The organism is Marivita hallyeonensis, assembly GCF_900129875.1.
GTDB lineage: Bacteria > Pseudomonadota > Alphaproteobacteria > Rhodobacterales > Rhodobacteraceae > Marivita > Marivita hallyeonensis.
The window spans coordinates 618290-635390 of sequence record NZ_FQXC01000001.1 but is presented as its reverse complement, the minus strand read 5'-3'; the positions used below and the strand labels follow the sequence as shown (position 1 = coordinate 635390).

Genomic DNA, 17101 nt, shown 5'->3' with positions numbered 1-17101 from the left:
TGCGTTTCGAAAACCGGACGCGCATCTGTCGCGCATGGATCAGACACAGCTTGAAGAACGCATTGCGCATCTGTTGCGGGTCACGGATGACCTCTCCGATACGGTGGCGGCGCAGGCAAAGGAGATCGACCGCCTGACCGCGCGGGTCGAAATGCTCTTGCAGCGAGAAGCCGCGCGCGAGGCGGAAGGCTCCGGCGGGATCGTCCTCGGCGACGAGCGTCCCCCGCATTATTGACCTGCCGCGAGCGCAGTGTGCTAAATCCGGATATGGGGGCGTCAACGATATCGGATTATCATGCGGGGCTTGCCGAACCGGATCGCGCGATCTGCGACCGGCTGCGGCAAGAGATCGACGCCGGGTTGCCAGCGGCCGAGGCCAAGATGTGGTACGCTCATCCGGTTTGGTTCCTCGAAGGCAATCCGATCGTCGGTTACAGCAAACTGAAAGACTGCGTGCGATTGATTTTCTGGAGCGGTCAGTCCTTCGATGCACCTGGCTTACAGCCAACCGGAACATTCAAAGCAGCCGAGGCACGGTTCACAGATGTGGGCGAGATCGACAGCGCTGCTTTGGCTGCCTGGCTAGAGGACAGCCGTCGCATTCGATGGGATTACAAGAACATAACAAAGCGCAAGGGACGTCTTGAGCGGCTGTTCTGAGGTCAGTTCCCGCGGATGTCGGTCTCGATCACTTCGCCATCGTGGATGAGGATCGTTTTCCACACCGGGTTCGACCCGAAACGTTCGTAGACGCTGACGAAAACCGTGTTGCGCGACAGACGCGGCAGCGCAGATCCACAGGGTTGGCCGCGACGGACGCGGCAGACACGGGATTTCAGAGTCTCGTAGGCGGCGTCAGTTTCAGAATAGGGCTGCACCTGCGCCGGGAGGCCATAGCGGATTTGCTCATGCGTCTCGGTTGACCCGAAGACGGCAAGAGCCGCCGTGAACTGGCGCGCACAGCCGTCCTTGAAGCCCGTCACGTAAAACGTGTGTGGCGCGGTGTTGCCGGGTTGAGAATCGTAAAGCGCGTACATGCCGCGCCCTTCCGGATAGCGATCCACGCGACTGCCCAGCTGGCGCGGGCGCACGTTGCAGACGCGCGCGAGGACCCCGTATGGCAAAGGCGTGCCCAATTCGACGATGCGATAATCCGGATCGGATGGTCGCGGACCGGAGCGTGCGCCGAAAAGCCCCGGCGACGGCGTCGCGTCCGAGGTCGTTGGCGGCGGTGCTGCAGCGACCGTTGTTCCGGTCGTCCCTTCGGACGCTCGCGCCTCATCGGCGGCGCGCTGCAGGAAACCGAGCAACCCGCCGCGCTGGGTTTGTGCAGTGGCTGCGGTGGCTTGAGCCGAAGTCGCGACCTCGGGCTCGCCGATGGCGTCGTCCGGCTCTGCCCGGATGGCCGCCTGACTCTCGGTCTCTGCCACGTCGGCCTCGGACAGGCGTGGGACGTCCTGCAGGGGATCGGAGGCACACCCTGACAAGGCAAGTGCGGCGCAGAAGATCGCTGCGAAACGGATCATGGTGACTCTCCCCCCGGTGAGTGGATCGAGCGTAGCGGGATGTGGCAGACGCGTCCAGCATACCCCAACGCGACCTTCCGCCGTAGGCGGGCTACAGCTCTTCCACGTCCATCACGCCGCCAAGCGATTTGATGGCGCCCTTGATCTCGGGCGTCACGGGGAACTCCTGTGACAGCGCGACATCGACTTCGCCCGGAAGCCCGGGCGCGTTGAGGCAACAAATGCGGATGGGCCCCCTGCCCGCCTTCGGCAGCTGGTCCGCCGCGCGCGCCAGGACGGACGCGACCTGTGGAACGACCTCGGGTTCATCGACGAAGATGCGCAGTCCCATGCTGACCGCATCAGCGACCGCGATATCCACCGGAGCGACCGAGCGGCCGAGGAGTTTCAGCTGATCGGATTCAAGCGTGGCTTCGGCGGTCACCATCACCTTCGATCCGGTTTCCAGATGGTCGCGCGCGGCCTCCAGTGTGTCCGAGAAAAGCGTGACCTCGTAAGCGCCAGTTGGATCGCTGAGCTGCGCGAAAGCAAAACGGTTGCCGCGCGCCGATTTGCGCTCCTGACGTCCCGCCACAACGCCCGCCATCTTGACAACGCACGGCCCGCCCTGCGCCTTGGCAAGTACATCGTCGAGTGTCATGGCACCCTTGCGCTTGAGCGCGGTCATGTAGTCATCGAGCGGGTGGCCAGAGAGGTAGAAGCCGACCGCGGTGAACTCTTCCGAGAGCCGTTCGGCGGGCAGCCAGTCGCTGACCGGAGACAGACGCGGCTCGGGCAGGTCGTCGCCCGCTTCGCCAAAGAGCGACACCTGCGCCGAGGCGCGCTGGTCGTGGATCGCAGCGGAATAGGCAACCAGCGCGTCGAGGCTTTCGAAGACGCGGCGGCGGTTTGGATCAAGCTGGTCAAAAGCACCGGAGCGCGCCAGCATTTCCAACGGGCGCTTGCCAACACGCTTGAGGTCCACGCGGCGGGCGAAATCGAACAGCGTTGCGAACGGACGCTCATCGCTCTGGTCAGAGCTCTTGCCGGACGACGACGCCCGGTTGGGCTGAGGAGCTTTCCGCGCCTCGGTGACGAGCTTCATCGCCTCGACACCAACGTTTTTCAACGCGCCGAGCGCATAGACAAGCTGGCCGTCCACCACGTCGAACATCGCCTGCGAGCGGTTGACGCAGGGTGGCACCCAAGGCAGGCCCAGACCTTTCTTAACTTCCTCGAAATAGACCGCGAGCTTGTCCGTCAGGTGAATATCGCAGTTCATCACCCCGGCCATGAATTCGACCGGATGGTTCGCCTTGAGCCAGGCCGTCTGGTAACTGACCACGGCGTAGGCTGCGGCGTGAGATTTGTTGAAACCGTAATTGGCGAATTTCTCCAGAAGGTCGAACACCTCTTTCGCTTTCGCCGGTTCGACACCGTTCTCTGCCGCGCCTTTTTCGAACTTGGGGCGCTCGGCGTCCATCGCCTCCTTGATCTTCTTGCCCATTGCGCGGCGCAAGAGGTCCGCGCCGCCAAGACTGTAACCCGCCATGACCTGCGCGATCTGCATCACCTGCTCCTGGTAGACGATGATGCCTTGCGTCTCTTCAAGGATGTGGTCGATCAGCGGGTGCACAGATTCCCGTTCGCGCAGCCCGTTCTTGACCTCGCAATAGGTCGGGATGTTCTCCATCGGGCCGGGGCGATAGAGCGCCACAAGGGCCACGATATCTTCGATACAGGTGGGCTTCATGCGCTTGAGCGCGTCCATCATGCCCGAGCTTTCCACCTGGAACACCGCGACCGTCTTGGCGGCGGCGTAGAGCATGTAGGTGGCCTCATCGTCCAGCGGGATGTGCCCGATATCGTTCTCGGCGCCCTCTGCCGGGTCATAGAGCTCGGTCCCGTCGGCGGCGAGGTGCAGCGGACGACCTGACTTGGCGATCATGTCGAGCGCGTATTGGATAACCGTCAGGGTCTTGAGACCGAGGAAGTCAAATTTGACGAGGCCCGCCTGTTCCACCCATTTCATGTTGAACTGGGTCGCGGGCATCTCGGAACGCGGATCCTGATAGAGCGGCACAAGCTCATCCAGAGGGCGGTCCCCAATAACCACCCCTGCGGCGTGGGTCGAGGCGTTGCGCAACAGGCCCTCAACCTGCTGGCCATAGGTCAGAAGGCGATCCACGACCTCTTCCTCGCGCGCGGCTTCGCGCAGGCGCGGTTCGTCCTTCAGCGCCTTTTCGATGGAGACGGGTTTGACCCCTTCCACCGGGATCATCTTCGACAACCGGTCGACCTGACCATATGGCATCTGCAACACGCGGCCCACATCGCGCACAGCGGCCTTCGACAGCAGCGCGCCGAAGGTGATGATCTGGCCCACCTTGTCGTGGCCGTATTTCTCTTGCACGTAGCGGATCACCTCTTCGCGGCGGTCCATGCAGAAGTCGATATCGAAGTCGGGCATCGACACCCGTTCGGGGTTGAGGAACCGTTCGAACAGCAGCTGATAGCGCAGCGGATCGAGGTCGGTGATGGTGAGCGCATAGGCCACGAGACTGCCAGCACCGGAGCCGCGCCCGGGGCCGACCGGGATGTCGTGATCCTTGGCCCATTTGATGAAGTCGGCAACGATCAGGAAATACCCGGGAAAACCCATGCCCTCGATCACGCCAAGTTCGAATTCGAGACGGTCTTCGTATTCCTTGACCGGCGCGGCATGCGGGATCACCGCAAGCCGTTCCTTCAGGCCGGCCTTGGCCTGACGGCGCAATTCTTCAACCTCGTCATCGGCGAATTTCGGCAGGATCGGATCGCGGCGATAGGCCATGAAGGCGCAGCGGCGGGCGATTTCGACGGTGTTCTCAATCGCCTCGGGCAGGTCGGCAAAGAGGGTCGCCATTTCGTGCGGGCTTTTGAAGTAATGCTGCGGCGTCAGGCGACGGCGTGGTTCCTGCTGGTCCACATAAGCGCCCTCGGCGATACAGATCAGCGCATCGTGCGCTTCGTACATATCGGACTTCGGGAAGTAGACATCGTTGGTGGCCACCAGCGGCAGGTTCATGGCATAGGCCATTTCGATGAACGGCCGCTCGGTCTGGCGTTCGTTTTCCGGAAGGCCGCTGTCACCGGGGTGGCGTTGCAGCTCGACATAAAGCCGGTCGCCGAACATCTCCGCCAGACGGTGCATCACCGCTTCGGCTTCGCCGCGATTACCTTGTTGCAGAAGACGCCCCACGGCGCCGTCCGGACCGCCGGTCAGGCAGATCACATCCGCGCTGTGCTGCGCAAGCTCGTCCAGCGTGACATGCGGCAGCTCCCCGTCGCGGCGCAAATACAGGCACGAGTTGAGCTTCATCAGGTGCTCGTACCCGGTCTCGGACTGCGCAAGAAGAACCACCGGCGCGGGCGATTTGGCGCGTTCGCCCGGGGTTGGATCGGATACACGCAGATCGACCTGACACCCGATGATGGGCTGGATGCCCGCACCGGACGCACCAACCGAGAATTCGAGTGCCGCGAAGAGATTATTGGTGTCGGTCAGCGCGACGGCGGGCATGCCCTTGTCCGCGCAGAGGCCCGGCAGTTTCTTCAACCGCACCGCCCCTTCCAGCAGGGAATACTCAGAGTGGACGCGGAGATGGATGAATCGGGGATCAGACATGAGCACAGGATATGCAGGGGCACGCACGGGCGAAACCCAAGATATGGACGGGCGGCACGTTTTTTCCGCACTTGGACGTCGGAAGGCGAACGGACGAATTGACCCGCGCGTCACCCTATCCACTTGGATGCTTTCGCTTTAGTCTCATTGCAAAGGAGCATGCTCATGCGATGGATCCTCGCGGCGCTTGCCGTTCTGTGCCTTGGTGGTGTCACCACCGCGATCCTGCTGGTGCCTTCGGATGTGGATCACGCGCAGGCGACGCCGCGGGAGGTGGTGCTGCCGCTCAGCGATCCGGCTGGGCAAGGAGCGCTTGATGGTCTGCGGTTCGACACCGTGATGGGGCTGCAGGGTAAGCCGCCCGAGTTTAAGGATTACGTGCAATTCAGCGACGGCCTGTTCATGTCGCGCGAATGCGAGGACCGCTGCAACTATCCGCCCAGCGCGTATCTGACGCGCGAAGTCGACGGAGGCACGGCCTTCATCGTAGAGGCATACTGCCCGACCAAGAGCACGACGATGGTCTGGCGCGGCGCTGTGCGCGGGGACAGCGTACAGGGCACCGTGACATGGACGTCGAAGCGGTGGTACTGGGACACCGAACAGGTGCTCGAATTCAGAGGCAACTTGTCGGAGTCCCCCGCAGAGATACTGACCGCCGGATGACAATCACGACGTCTTCTGACTGGCGCTACTACGTCGGTCTTGCGCTCAGGTTGGCCGTGGTGATCGCCGTTATACTGGTGGCGGTCTATTTCTCGGCCTGGGTGAAGCAACGCCTCGGGATCGAGATCATGCCGCACAATGAGGCGTGGATGCACCGGATGATCCTGCTGGGGCTTCTGAGCTATGTGATCCTGACCTCCCTGCCCTTCGTGCCCGGCGCGGAAATCGGGATGACGCTCCTCACGGTGTTCGGCGCGCAGATGGCGCCTTTGATCTATCTCGCCACGATCCTGAGCCTGATGCTGGCCTACGGAGCCGGCCGTCTGGCCTCGCTGGAGGCGACGGCGCGGATGCTGCAGCGGTTACGGCTTGAGCGGTTTGCCGCGTTTCTGGAAACGCTTTGCGCCACGCCGCGCGAGGAGCGCCCTCAGATGCTGATTGACTCGGTCAACCAGCCCGCTCTGCGCGGGTTGGCGCGGTATCGCTATGTGGCGCTTGCGCTGCTCATCAACGCGCCGGGCAACGCGCTGATCGGGGGCGGCGGCGGGCTATCGTTCGTCGCGGGATTGAGCGGGGTTTTCGGGGTCTGGAAGTTTCTTCTGACCGTGGCGATTGCCGTGCTGCCGGTGCCTTTGGCGGTGTATCTGTTCGGCGTGTAGCGTAGAAACTTATCCAAATGGCTAAGTTTTTGCTTGACCGCGTTCTGAAGATGCATTTACTTAGCCACATGGCTAACCAACTTGACACCGTCTTCGCCGCGATGGCCGATCCGACCCGCAGAGCCGTCATCGAACGTCTGCTCGACGGTCCGGCCTCTGTCAGTGATCTGCACGAAACGCATGACATGGCGCTGCCGTCGTTCATGAAGCATTTGCGCAAGCTTGAAGATGCGGGGCTTGTGACCTCGCAGAAAACCGGGCGGACGCGGATGATTCATATCGAGGCCGCACCGATGCGTGCGGCGGAGGATTGGTTGAGCCGTCAACGCAAACTCTGGGAGGGTCGGCTGGATCGCCTGCAATCCCTTGCAGAAGCTCTTGAAAGGAAACCGCAATGACCCAGTCTGGCGCTCATTTTCAACTGACCCGCACCATTGCTGCGCCACCCGACAGGTTGTGGTCGTTGCTGACCGAACCCAAGGCGCGCGAAATGTGGGGCGCACCCTCTGACGACGCAGTGCTGGTTCTGGAAACCGCCGACCTGCGCGAAGGCGGTCAGGAACGGCACCGCTGCGGCCCGGCGGACAATCCCGATTTCGTGGTGGATACGCATTGGTATCATTTGGCCGCCCCGGACCTCGCCTGTTTCACCGAGACAATCAGCGCGGGCGGCACCCGGTTCGCGGTGACGCTGGTGACCTATGCACTCACCGCCGAAGGCAATGGCACGAAACTGACCATCGATGTGGGCCTCGCGCCGCTGACGGATGGCGACATGCTCGACGACTTCCAGCAGGGCTGGAACAGCGGGTTGGACCGGTTGGAACGGTTCATCAAAGCGGATGCTTTCGCATGACACCGCAACATGACAGCTTCTCGTTGACCCGCGAGATTGCCGCCTGCCGCGACCATGTCTGGGCGGCCTGGGCGGACCCAACTTTGAAACGCGCCTGGTTCGTCGATCACGACGGGCCGGAGTGGAAAACGGTTCACTACAACAGTGATTTCCGCGTCGGAGGGTGGGAACGCGGCGGATGGAAAATGGAGGCCACAGACCATACGCCGATGGCGGGCGAGCATAGCAACGAGACCGTGTACCTTGAAATCGAGGACCGCGCGCGGATCATTTATGCTTACACAATGGCGATGAACGGCAAAATCCATTCAGCGTCGCTCGCCACGGTGACGTTCGAGGATGCGGGTGGCGGAACGCGGCTGACCTACACCGAACAAATCACGCAACTGGACGGCTCGGACGGTTTGGAAAGCCGCAAGAACGGGTGGAACTGGCTCATGGACATGATGGACAAGGTCCTGAAAGAGACTGCGGCATGAGCTTCAATGCGGACACCGATCTCAAGACCGAACGGCTGATGAAGGCCGCGCCTGAGACGATCTGGCGCTGCTGGGAAGAGCCGGAGCTTTTCAAACAGTGGTTCGTGCCGCCACCGGTCGAGGTGACCGAAGTAGAGAACGATCTGCGCCCCGGCGGGCGGGCGTTCAACGTCATGAAGTTGCCCGACGGGACGCTCATGGAAAACGACGGCTGTTTTCTTCTGGCTGAACCTCACAGCCGCCTCGTCTTTACCGACGGGTGCCTGACCGGCTTTCGTCCGACACCCGAGCCTGCCTTCATGACCGCAGATGTCCGGCTGATCCCAAAGGACGGCGGGACGTTGTATTCCGCGGCTGTCATGCACAGTGACGCGGCCAAAAAGGCGGAGCACGAAAAGATGGGCTTCCACGACGGTTGGGGCACCACGTTGCGGCAGTTGGACGAACTGACGGCGCGCCTCTGAAACGGGCACCGTGCCGGGCCGTGGCGTGAAAACCGGCAGATTTGACTTGCCAAACCCCCGCCCGCCTGCCTAGCCTTTTCACCGAAACAGGGAAAACCCGCGCGCTTTCTACGCCGCATCGAGGGCGCGCACATAACGGGTGGCTTGGTAAGGCGGCAGGTTTTTCACATGGATGTCACCTTTCTTCTGAACGGAGAGAGCGTGGAACTGCGCGATGTGTCGCCGACGGTGACGCTGCTGGATTGGTTGCGCGAAGAGCGTGGCCTGACCGGAACCAAAGAGGGCTGCAACGAGGGCGATTGCGGCGCGTGCACGGTGATGGTCACCGACGCAAGGGGCTCAAAAGGGCTGAATGCGTGCATTCTGTTTCTGCCGCAGCTTGAAGGCTGCGCCGTGCGCACGGTCGAGGGGATTAGCGGGCCGGACGGTGCGTTGCACCCGGTGCAGGAGGCGATGGTCAAGCATCACGGTTCGCAATGCGGGTTCTGCACGCCGGGTTTTGTTGTTCAGATGGCAATGGCGCATAAGAATGGCGACTCGGGGCATGACGATGCGCTGGCTGGCAACCTGTGCCGCTGTACCGGTTATGCACCGATTGTCCGCGCGGCCGAGGCAGCTGCGGACGCGCCTGTACCCGATTGGATGGGTGACGCGGCCGATGGCCCAGCGCCGATAACGCTGGACGCATTGGCCGAGGCCTATGCGGCGACGCCGGACGCGACCCTGATCGCCGGGGCGACCGATGTGGGGCTTTGGGTCACAAAGAACATGTTTGATCCCTCGGATGTGATCTTCCTCAATCGCTGCGCGGAATTGCAAGAGATCACCGTCACGGATGAAACCGTACATTTTGGCGCTGGCGTAACGATGGATCGGGTGATGGAGACCGTCAGGGACCTGCACCCCGACTACGCCGAGATGATCCGCCGCTATGGCTCGGCGCAGGTGCGCGCGGCGGCGACGATTGGCGGCAACATCGCCAACGGCTCGCCCATCGGGGATAACCCACCCGCGCTCATCGCTTTGGGCGCGACTTTGCATCTGCGCAAAGGTGCGGACGTCCGCGAGATGCCGCTGGAGGACTTCTTCCTCGAATACGGCAAGCAGGACCGCGCGCCGGGCGAACTGGTCACGGGCGTTTCATTCCCACGGCAGGCGGACCGGTTGAAGGTCTACAAACTGTCGAAGCGGTTCGATCAGGACATCTCGGCCGTCTGCGGGGCGTTCAACATCGCACGATCCGACGGAAAAGTCTCCGACGCGCGTATCGCGTTCGGCGGGATGGCCGGTGTGCCAAAGCGGGCGTCGGCGGTGGAAGAGGCGCTGATCGGTCAGGCATGGACCGAGGAGACGGTGCGGTCTGCAATGGCCAGGATGGCCGAGGATTTCACGCCTCTCAGCGACATGCGTGCGAGTGCCGACTACCGGCTCCAGACGGCGGAGAACATGCTCTTGCGGGTTTGGCTAGAGGATCAGGGCGCGACGACGAGCGTGCTGAAGGTGTCGGCATGAGCGTGCAAAAGCCGCTCCCCCACGACGCCGCGCGCCTGCATGTGACCGGCGCCGCGCGTTATGTCGATGACATTCCAACGCCGCGCGGGACGCTGCATCTGGCTTTTGGGTTGAGCACGATTGCAGCCGGACGTGTGGCTGAGATCGACCTTGCGGCTGTGCGCTCTGCCCGCGGTGTGGTTGGTTTGTGGGAGGCGAAAGACCTGCCATCCGACTGCGACTGCTCTCCGTCGGCGCATGACGAACCGTTGCTGTCCGGGGCGACGATCCACTACCTTGGCCAGCCAATTTTCCTTGTCGCGGCAACCTCGCATCTTGCGGCGCGCAAGGCGGCGCGCTTGGGCAAGATCACCTACACCGAACGCGACGCGATCCTGACGATCGACGAGGCCATGGCGGTGGATAGTCGCTTCGAGGACGGGCCAAGAATTTGGGAGAAGGGTGATCCCGGCGAGGCCATCGACACCGCCCCGCGTCATTTGAGCGGCGAGATGGAGATCGGCGGGCAGGAGCATTTCTATCTCGAAGGTCAATGCGCCATGGCGCTGCCACAGGAAGGCGGCGACATGGTCGTCCACGCCTCGACCCAGCATCCAACCGAGATCCAGCACAAGGTCGCGCATGCGTTGCACCTGCCGATGCATGCGGTGCGGGTGGAAACGCGCCGCATGGGCGGCGGCTTCGGCGGCAAGGAGAGCCAAGGCAACGCGCTGGCCATCGCCTGCGCGGTTGTTGCGGCTGCGACCGGAAAACCGGTGAAGATGCGCTATGACCGGGACGACGATTTCATGATCACCGGCAAGCGGCATGATTTCCGGATCGCCTACCGCATCGGCTTTGACGACGATGGTGTGATCAAGGGGATCGAGTTTGAGCAATACGCTCGCTGCGGTTGGGCGCAGGACCTGTCTCTGCCGGTCGCGGACCGCGCGATGCTGCATGCGGATAATGCCTACCACCTACCCCATGTGCGCATTGAGAGCCATCGCCTCAAGACCAATACCCAAAGCGCCACGGCGTTTCGCGGTTTTGGCGGGCCGCAGGGGATGCTCGGGATCGAGCGGGTGATGGATCACATCGCGCACGAGCTTGGGATGGACCCTGTCGCCGTGCGGCGAGCGAATTTTTACGCGGCAGAGGTCGAGGGGGGCCAGCCCCCCGCGCCTGAGGCGCCCCCCCGAGGTATTTCGGAAACAGAGAAGACCGAAGGCGACATTGTCTCTCGCGGGTCGGAAGAACTGGTCGAAGGCACTGACGCCAAGCCTGCGGCGGCATCGCAGACGACGCCATACGGGCAGGTGGTCGAGGATTTCATCCTACATGAGATGACCGAGCGACTGCTGACCGAAGCCGAGTACGAGACACGGCGCGAGGCCGTGGCGGCATGGAATGACGAGAACCCGGTCATCAAGAAGGGTCTCGCCTTTTCTCCGGTCAAGTTCGGGATTTCCTTCACGCTCACGCATCTCAACCAGGCGGGTGCACTGGTGCACGTGTACCAGGACGGATCGATCCACATGAACCACGGCGGCACCGAGATGGGGCAAGGATTGTTCCAGAAGGTGGCGCAGGTGGCAGCGGATCGGTTCGGCGTGCCGCTGGAGATGGTGAAAATCACCGCGACCGATACCGGCAAAGTGCCCAACACCTCCGCCACGGCGGCCTCCTCCGGTTCGGACCTGAACGGCATGGCTGTCAAGGCGGCCTGCGACACGATCCGGGACCGAATGGCCGAACATCTGGCGGAACTGCATCAGTGCGCAGCTGCGGACGTACAGTTCGCCGATGGCAATGTGACCGTGGGCGGCGAGACCTACAGCTTCGCCGAGGCCGCGCAGATCGCCTATCAGGCGCGCGTGAGCCTGTCGGCGACAGGGTTTTACAAAACCCCGAAACTCAGTTGGGACCGGATCAAGGGTCAGGGGCGTCCCTTCTACTATTTCGCCTATGGCGCGGCGGTCAGCGAAGTGGCCGTCGACACCCTGACCGGTGAGTATCGCGTTTTGCGGACCGACATCCTCCACGATGCGGGATCGTCTTTGAACCCGGCCATCGATATCGGCCAGATCGAGGGCGGTTTCGTGCAGGGTGCGGGCTGGCTCACGACTGAGGAATTGGTCTGGGACGACACAGGGCGGCTGCGGACGCATGCCCCGTCCACTTACAAGATCCCCGCCTGCTCGGACCGGCCGGACGTCTTCAACTTGGCACTCTGGGACGGGCGCAATCGCGAGGACACGATCTATCGCTCCAAAGCGGTTGGTGAGCCGCCTTTCATGCTGGGGATATCGGTCTTTCTGGCCTTGTCGGACGCCATTGCGGCCTGCGGAGACAGCTATCCGGCGCTCGACGCACCCGCGACGCCAGAGCGGCTTTTGGCTGCCATCGAAAGGGTTCGGGATGGCATTTGATCTGGCAGCCCTGCGCGTGGCGGTGACCGAGCACGGGCGCGTGGCCCGCGTGGTGATTGCTGACGTCGCGGGGTCATCCCCGCGCGAGGTCGGCGCGGCGATGCTGGTCTGGGACGGCGGTCAATCCGGCACCATCGGCGGTGGTGCGTTGGAGTATCAGGCCGCGGAACAGGCCTTTGTGCGCGACGGGTTTTCGAGGCACCCGCTTGGACCGGAACTCGGGCAGTGCTGCGGAGGGGCGGTCACGCTTCTGTCCGAACAGTTCGATGCCGATGCTTTGGCGTCACTTGACGCAGACACATTATACGCGCGGGGGCCGGGTGATATGCCTCTGGCTGTCAAACGCATGCTGACCTGCGCGCGCAATCAGGGTGTCGACTTGCGCCCGAGGATGGTACAGGGCTGGTTCGTGGAACCCATGGCGACGCCAAGGCGACCTGTCTGGATATGGGGCGCGGGTCATGTGGGCCGGGCGCTGGTCGGTATGCTTGAGCCATTGCCCGATTGCGAGATCACGTGGATCGACACAGCGCCGAACCGGTTCCCTGAAACGGTTCCCGACACCGTGAACGCCCTGCCCGCCCGAGACCCGTTGCGCGTTGTAAGTCTCGCACCGAAGGACGCCGCCCATATCATCGTGACCTATTCCCATACCCTTGACCTGAGCCTGTGCGACGCGCTTTTGCGTCACGGCTTCGGATTTTCGGGGCTGATTGGATCGGACACGAAATGGGCGCGATTCCGGTCGCGCCTCCGAACGATGGGCCATTCCGATGCGCAAATCGCGCGCATATGCTGTCCGATTGGGCAAAAATCGCTCGGAAAACATCCTCAGGCGATTGCGGTCGGGGTTGCCTCGCAACTACTGTCGCTGTCGAAGACCAACACAGGTGCCCATTGGCCAAAGACCTCCTTCGCCTCTCAGGCCTGACCAAAGCGTATCCCGGCGTTGTCGCCAATGACGATGTGTCATTCGACATTCGCGAAGGCGAAATTCACGCGTTGCTGGGTGAGAACGGCGCGGGCAAGTCGACGCTCGTCAAAATGATCTACGGGTTGGTCAAGCCCGACAGCGGGTCGATGGAGCTGCGCGGTGCGCCCTATGCTCCGTCTGAGCCAAGCGCGGCGCGGGCCGCGGGTGTGGCGATGGTGTTCCAGCATTTCTCGCTTTTCGATGCACTCGACGTGGCCGAGAACGTGGCTCTGGGGATGGAAAACCCGCCCAAGCCGCGTGATCTGGCACGGCAGATCCGGGAAGTGTCAGAGACCTACGGACTCCCCCTGGACCCCGCGCGCACGGTCGGAACACTTTCTGCCGGAGAACGGCAACGCGTTGAAATCATTCGCTGCCTTCTGCAGGATCCCAAGTTGCTGATCATGGACGAGCCGACCTCTGTTCTGACGCCACAGGAGGTCGAGATCCTGTTCGAGACGCTGCGCAAGCTGAAAGCCGAAGGCACGGCGATCCTTTATATCAGCCACAAACTCGAAGAAATCCGCGCCCTGTGCGATCACGCGACCATCCTGCGGCTGGGCAAGAAGGTGGCGACCTGCACGCCATCGGAAACCACGGCGCGCGAGATGGCCGAAATGATGGTCGGGGCGAGTTTTGCGTCGCCTGCGCCCAAGACAACGACACCGGGCGAGGTTTTGCTTCGTGTCGATAACCTCACCCTGCCTGCGCCGGGCGCATTTGGCACGCCGCTCAGGGGCATCAGTTTCGAACTGCGCGCGGGCGAGGTGCTGGGTTTCGGCGGTGTGGCCGGGAACGGACAGGATGAGTTGCTGCTGGCACTTTCGGGAGAACGAAAGGCCGACAAGGGAACGATCTGGGTCAAGGGCGCGGATGTGAGCCGCGATGGACCGATCGCGCGCCGCGCCGTCGGCTTTCTGTGTGCGCCGGAGGAACGTCTGGGCCATGCCGCCGCGCCGGATATGAGCCTGACCGAAAACGCTGTGATGACGGCCGGTCGGCGGCAGCGGCTGGTGTCGAACGGGTTTATCAACTGGAAACGCGCGGAGCGTTTCGCGGCTGATGTCATCTCGCGGTTCGACGTGCGCACGCCGGGGACCCATGTGGCGGCGCGGGCGCTGTCAGGCGGGAACCTGCAGAAATTCGTCATCGGGCGCGAGGTGGCGCAGGACCCGGACGTCCTTGTCGTGAACCAACCGACCTGGGGCGTGGACGCGGCGGCGGCAGCCGCCATCCGGCAGGCGCTTCTGGACCTCGCAGCGAAGGGCGCGGCGATCCTCGTAATCAGTCAGGATCTCGACGAATTGATGGAGATCGCGGATCGGTTCGGGGCGCTGAACGAGGGGCGGTTGTCCGCGCTGAAACCGGTCGCGCAGCTCAATATCGAGGAGATCGGCCTGATGATGGGCGGCGCGCATGACATGGAGGTCGCCCATGTCGCGGAATAAGCCCGTGTCGCTCCGCCCCTGGCCGGTGGAGAATTTGCATATTTCTGAAAAGAAGAAGCAGGGGTGTCTTGTACCATCCTGCTCTTGTACTTTCTCCCAATATGTCTGCATGACCGGAGGCGCGGGATGATCCGTCTGGAAAAGCGTCCGCAGCCGTCAAAGGTCTGGACCTACACCACGCCCATCCTGGCGGTGTTGCTGACGATGGTGTTCGGCGGGATCATGTTCGGGTTGATCGGCACGTCACCGTTCGAGGCGATCCGCACAATTTTCTGGGACCCGCTGTTTCATCCTCAGTTTTCCGGCTTCTCGCGCCCTCAGCTTCTGGTCAAGGCGGGGCCTCTGATCCTGATCGCGATCGGACTGTCCATCGGTTTCCGCGCGGGTATCTGGAACATCGGGGCCGAGGGTCAATACATCATCGGCGCGATTGTAGGCGCGGGTGTCGGATTGGCGCTTTATCCGATGGAGTCGGCGTTGATCCTGCCCCTGATGATCGTAGCGGGGGCCTTGGGCGGCTGGGCTTGGGCGATGATCCCGGCGCTTTTGAAGGTGCGGTTTGGAACCAATGAGATCCTCGTGTCTTTGATGCTTGTGTACGTGGCCGAGAACCTCCTCGCCTCGGTGTCGTCCGGTATCTTGCGCAATCCCGAAGGCATGGGCTTTCCCGGGTCTCGCAACTTGGCGCAATGGTCATCGTCGCAGAACCTTGAGCTGATCCCCGGGACGGGGATGCATCTGGGGGTGTTGACGGCTTTTATCGCCGTGATCCTCGCCTACGTCCTGCTCACGCGGCATATCCAGGGGTTCAACATCCGGCTGTCTGGCGAAGCGCCGAGGGCGGCGCGCTTTGCAGGCGTCTCTCCCGCGAGGACGGTGCTGTTCTGCCTCGGGCTGGCGGGCGTGCTGGCCGGGATGGCGGGCCTTTTCGAGGTGACCGGGCCCGCGGGCCAGATCACCATCGACTTCGGATCGGGCTACGGCTTCACGGCGATTATCGTGGCGTTCCTTGGACGATTGCATCCGGTGGGCATTCTGCTGGCAGGGCTCTTGATGGCGCTGACCTATATCGGCGGGGAACTGGCCCAGCTGATGCTCGGCGTGCCGGGCGCGTCCATCCAGCTGTTTCAGGGCATGCTCTTGTTCTTCCTTCTGGGGGTGGATGTTTTGACCAATTACCGCGTGCGGTTCGGAAAAGGGGAGGTCGCGGCATGACGCGCAGAGACATGATGCCGGCGGGTATGGGGGTCATCATGGGCGCGATGATGCTCTGGATGTTGCACGGATTTCTGACCGGAGACGGCAGCGCCGCAGGCGCGGTGGCATTCGTTCTGGCACATGTCGCGGTTGTCTCGGCAGCTCTGGCTGCCGTGGCCTTTGGTTTGCATCGACGCTGGCCCGCCTTGGCGCGCATTTTGGCGCATCGACCGTCGCGGCGGCATGTGGGCGTTATGTTCGGCATGGCCGTGGCAACGGCGGTTCTGATCCATCTGGTTCATGGAGGGCCTGCATGGACCTGAGCAACATCAACCCGGTTCTTCTGGTCGCGTCGCTCATGGTGTCGGCGACACCGATCCTTCTGGCCGCGATTGGCGAGATGGTTGTCGAAAAGTCCGGCGTTCTGAACCTCGGTGTCGAGGGTATGATGATCACCGGTGCGGTGATCGGGTTTATCGTTGCCATCAACACCGGCGCGCCGCTTTTGGGTTTTGCCATCGCGGCGGTGGCGGGGGCGATTTTGTCGCTCAGTTTCGGTGTGCTGACGCAGGTTTTTCTGTCCAATCAGGTGGCCACCGGTTTGGGCCTGACGCTGGTTGGACTTGGCTTGTCGTCGCTGCTGGGCAAACCTTACGAAGGCATGAAGGCCGAGACGCTGCCGAAGCTCGATATCCCGTTGCTCAGCGATTTGCCCGTGCTGGGCCGGATGATCTTCAGCCATGACATCATGGTCTATCTGAGCCTCCTTCTGGTGCTTGCCGTCTGGGCGTTTCTCAAGTTCACCCGCGCCGGGCTGATCCTTCGCGCAGTAGGCGAAAGCCACGACTCGGCGCACGCGCTGGGGTACAAAGTGATCCGCGTGCGCATCGCCGCCATCATGTTCGGCGGGGCCTGTGCGGGGCTCGGAGGGGCTTACCTCAGCCTCGTGCGTGTGCCGCAATGGACGGAGGGCATGACGGCCGGCGCGGGCTGGATTGCGCTGGCCATCGTGGTGTTTGCGAGCTGGCGTGCGGGACGCGTTCTGGTCGGTGCCTATCTTTTTGGCGGCATCACGGTGCTGCAACTCAATCTGCAAGCCGCCGGAATGACTTGGGGGGTGCAGTACTTGTCCATGTCGCCGTATCTGATAACGATCCTCGTGCTTGTTTTCATCTCGTCCAACCGCAAGCGGGGCAGTCACGACGCACCTGCGAGCCTTGGACAGACGTTCCATGCGACGCGGTGAGACAACCGCGCGCGTGTC

At 62.6% G+C, this 17101-nt stretch carries 17 protein-coding genes; 15 read left to right on the top strand and 2 right to left on the bottom strand.

The window, feature by feature from the left end; genetic code table 11:
- The first annotated feature begins 34 nt into the window (after nucleotides 1-34).
- Nucleotides 35-235, top strand: a complete 201-nt coding sequence (locus BUA42_RS03150) for a SlyX family protein (protein ID WP_072776713.1) — start codon at nucleotides 35-37, stop codon at nucleotides 233-235.
- Nucleotides 236-267: 32 nt separating this feature from the next.
- Nucleotides 268-660 carry a DUF1801 domain-containing protein gene (locus BUA42_RS03145; protein ID WP_072776221.1) on the top strand — a complete coding sequence of 131 codons (393 nt, stop codon included), beginning with the start codon at nucleotides 268-270 and terminating at the stop codon, nucleotides 658-660.
- Nucleotides 661-662: 2 nt separating this feature from the next.
- On the opposite strand, the gene BUA42_RS03140 is transcribed toward BUA42_RS03145, so the two are convergent.
- Together BUA42_RS03140 and dnaE are read right to left on the bottom strand one after the other, a co-directional pair.
- Nucleotides 663-1526: a hypothetical protein gene (locus BUA42_RS03140; protein WP_072776220.1), complete on the bottom strand. Its 864-nt coding sequence runs from the start codon at nucleotides 1524-1526 to the stop codon at nucleotides 663-665.
- 91 nt (nucleotides 1527-1617) lie between these two features.
- Nucleotides 1618-5172 (bottom strand): DNA polymerase III subunit alpha, encoded by a 3555-nt coding sequence (gene dnaE / locus BUA42_RS03135; RefSeq protein ID WP_072776712.1) that lies wholly within the window; start codon nucleotides 5170-5172, stop codon nucleotides 1618-1620.
- Between the two features lie 165 nt (nucleotides 5173-5337).
- Here dnaE and BUA42_RS03130 point away from each other — a divergent pair, with 165 nt between their 5' ends.
- The 13 genes from BUA42_RS03130 (at nucleotide 5338) to BUA42_RS03070 (ending at nucleotide 17083) form a co-directional block, all read left to right on the top strand.
- Nucleotides 5338-5838, top strand: coding sequence for a hypothetical protein (locus tag BUA42_RS03130; RefSeq protein WP_143152602.1), 501 nt, complete (start codon nucleotides 5338-5340; stop codon nucleotides 5836-5838).
- Nucleotides 5835-6497 (top strand): hypothetical protein, encoded by a 663-nt coding sequence (locus BUA42_RS03125; RefSeq protein ID WP_072776218.1) that lies wholly within the window; start codon nucleotides 5835-5837, stop codon nucleotides 6495-6497. Before BUA42_RS03130 ends, BUA42_RS03125 begins: the two co-directional genes overlap by 4 nt.
- A 68-nt stretch (nucleotides 6498-6565) precedes the next feature.
- Nucleotides 6566-6895: an ArsR/SmtB family transcription factor gene (locus tag BUA42_RS03120; RefSeq protein ID WP_072776217.1), complete on the top strand. Its 330-nt coding sequence runs from the start codon at nucleotides 6566-6568 to the stop codon at nucleotides 6893-6895.
- Nucleotides 6892-7353, top strand: a complete 462-nt coding sequence (locus BUA42_RS03115; RefSeq protein ID WP_072776216.1) for an SRPBCC domain-containing protein — start codon at nucleotides 6892-6894, stop codon at nucleotides 7351-7353. Before BUA42_RS03120 ends, BUA42_RS03115 begins: the two co-directional genes overlap by 4 nt.
- Nucleotides 7350-7832: an SRPBCC family protein gene (locus BUA42_RS03110; RefSeq protein ID WP_072776215.1), complete on the top strand. Its 483-nt coding sequence runs from the start codon at nucleotides 7350-7352 to the stop codon at nucleotides 7830-7832. Before BUA42_RS03115 ends, BUA42_RS03110 begins: the two co-directional genes overlap by 4 nt.
- Nucleotides 7829-8296, top strand: coding sequence for an SRPBCC domain-containing protein (locus tag BUA42_RS03105; protein WP_072776214.1), 468 nt, complete (start codon nucleotides 7829-7831; stop codon nucleotides 8294-8296). Before BUA42_RS03110 ends, BUA42_RS03105 begins: the two co-directional genes overlap by 4 nt.
- Before the next feature lie 168 nt (nucleotides 8297-8464).
- A complete protein-coding gene (locus BUA42_RS03100; protein ID WP_072776213.1) occupies nucleotides 8465-9808 on the top strand; it encodes a xanthine dehydrogenase small subunit in 1344 nt (447 codons plus the stop codon).
- Nucleotides 9805-12219, top strand: a complete 2415-nt coding sequence (gene xdhB, locus BUA42_RS03095; protein WP_072776212.1) for a xanthine dehydrogenase molybdopterin binding subunit — start codon at nucleotides 9805-9807, stop codon at nucleotides 12217-12219. The genes BUA42_RS03100 and xdhB overlap by 4 nt, the downstream gene beginning before the upstream one ends.
- On the top strand, nucleotides 12209-13150 hold the full coding sequence (xdhC, locus tag BUA42_RS03090) for a xanthine dehydrogenase accessory protein XdhC (RefSeq protein WP_072776211.1): 942 nt from the start codon (nucleotides 12209-12211) through the stop codon (nucleotides 13148-13150). The genes xdhB and xdhC overlap by 11 nt, the downstream gene beginning before the upstream one ends.
- Nucleotides 13117-14640 carry an ABC transporter ATP-binding protein gene (locus BUA42_RS03085; protein WP_072776210.1) on the top strand — a complete coding sequence of 508 codons (1524 nt, stop codon included), beginning with the start codon at nucleotides 13117-13119 and terminating at the stop codon, nucleotides 14638-14640. Before xdhC ends, BUA42_RS03085 begins: the two co-directional genes overlap by 34 nt.
- Before the next feature lie 126 nt (nucleotides 14641-14766).
- Nucleotides 14767-15855 carry an ABC transporter permease gene (locus BUA42_RS03080; RefSeq protein ID WP_072776209.1) on the top strand — a complete coding sequence of 363 codons (1089 nt, stop codon included), beginning with the start codon at nucleotides 14767-14769 and terminating at the stop codon, nucleotides 15853-15855.
- The gene (locus BUA42_RS03075) at nucleotides 15852-16160 is read left to right on the top strand and encodes a hypothetical protein (RefSeq protein WP_072776208.1); all 309 of its coding nucleotides are present in this window, start codon (nucleotides 15852-15854) and stop codon (nucleotides 16158-16160) included. The genes BUA42_RS03080 and BUA42_RS03075 overlap by 4 nt, the downstream gene beginning before the upstream one ends.
- The gene (locus BUA42_RS03070) at nucleotides 16151-17083 is read left to right on the top strand and encodes an ABC transporter permease (RefSeq protein WP_178346843.1); all 933 of its coding nucleotides are present in this window, start codon (nucleotides 16151-16153) and stop codon (nucleotides 17081-17083) included. The genes BUA42_RS03075 and BUA42_RS03070 overlap by 10 nt, the downstream gene beginning before the upstream one ends.
- Nucleotides 17084-17101: the final 18 nt, after the last annotated feature.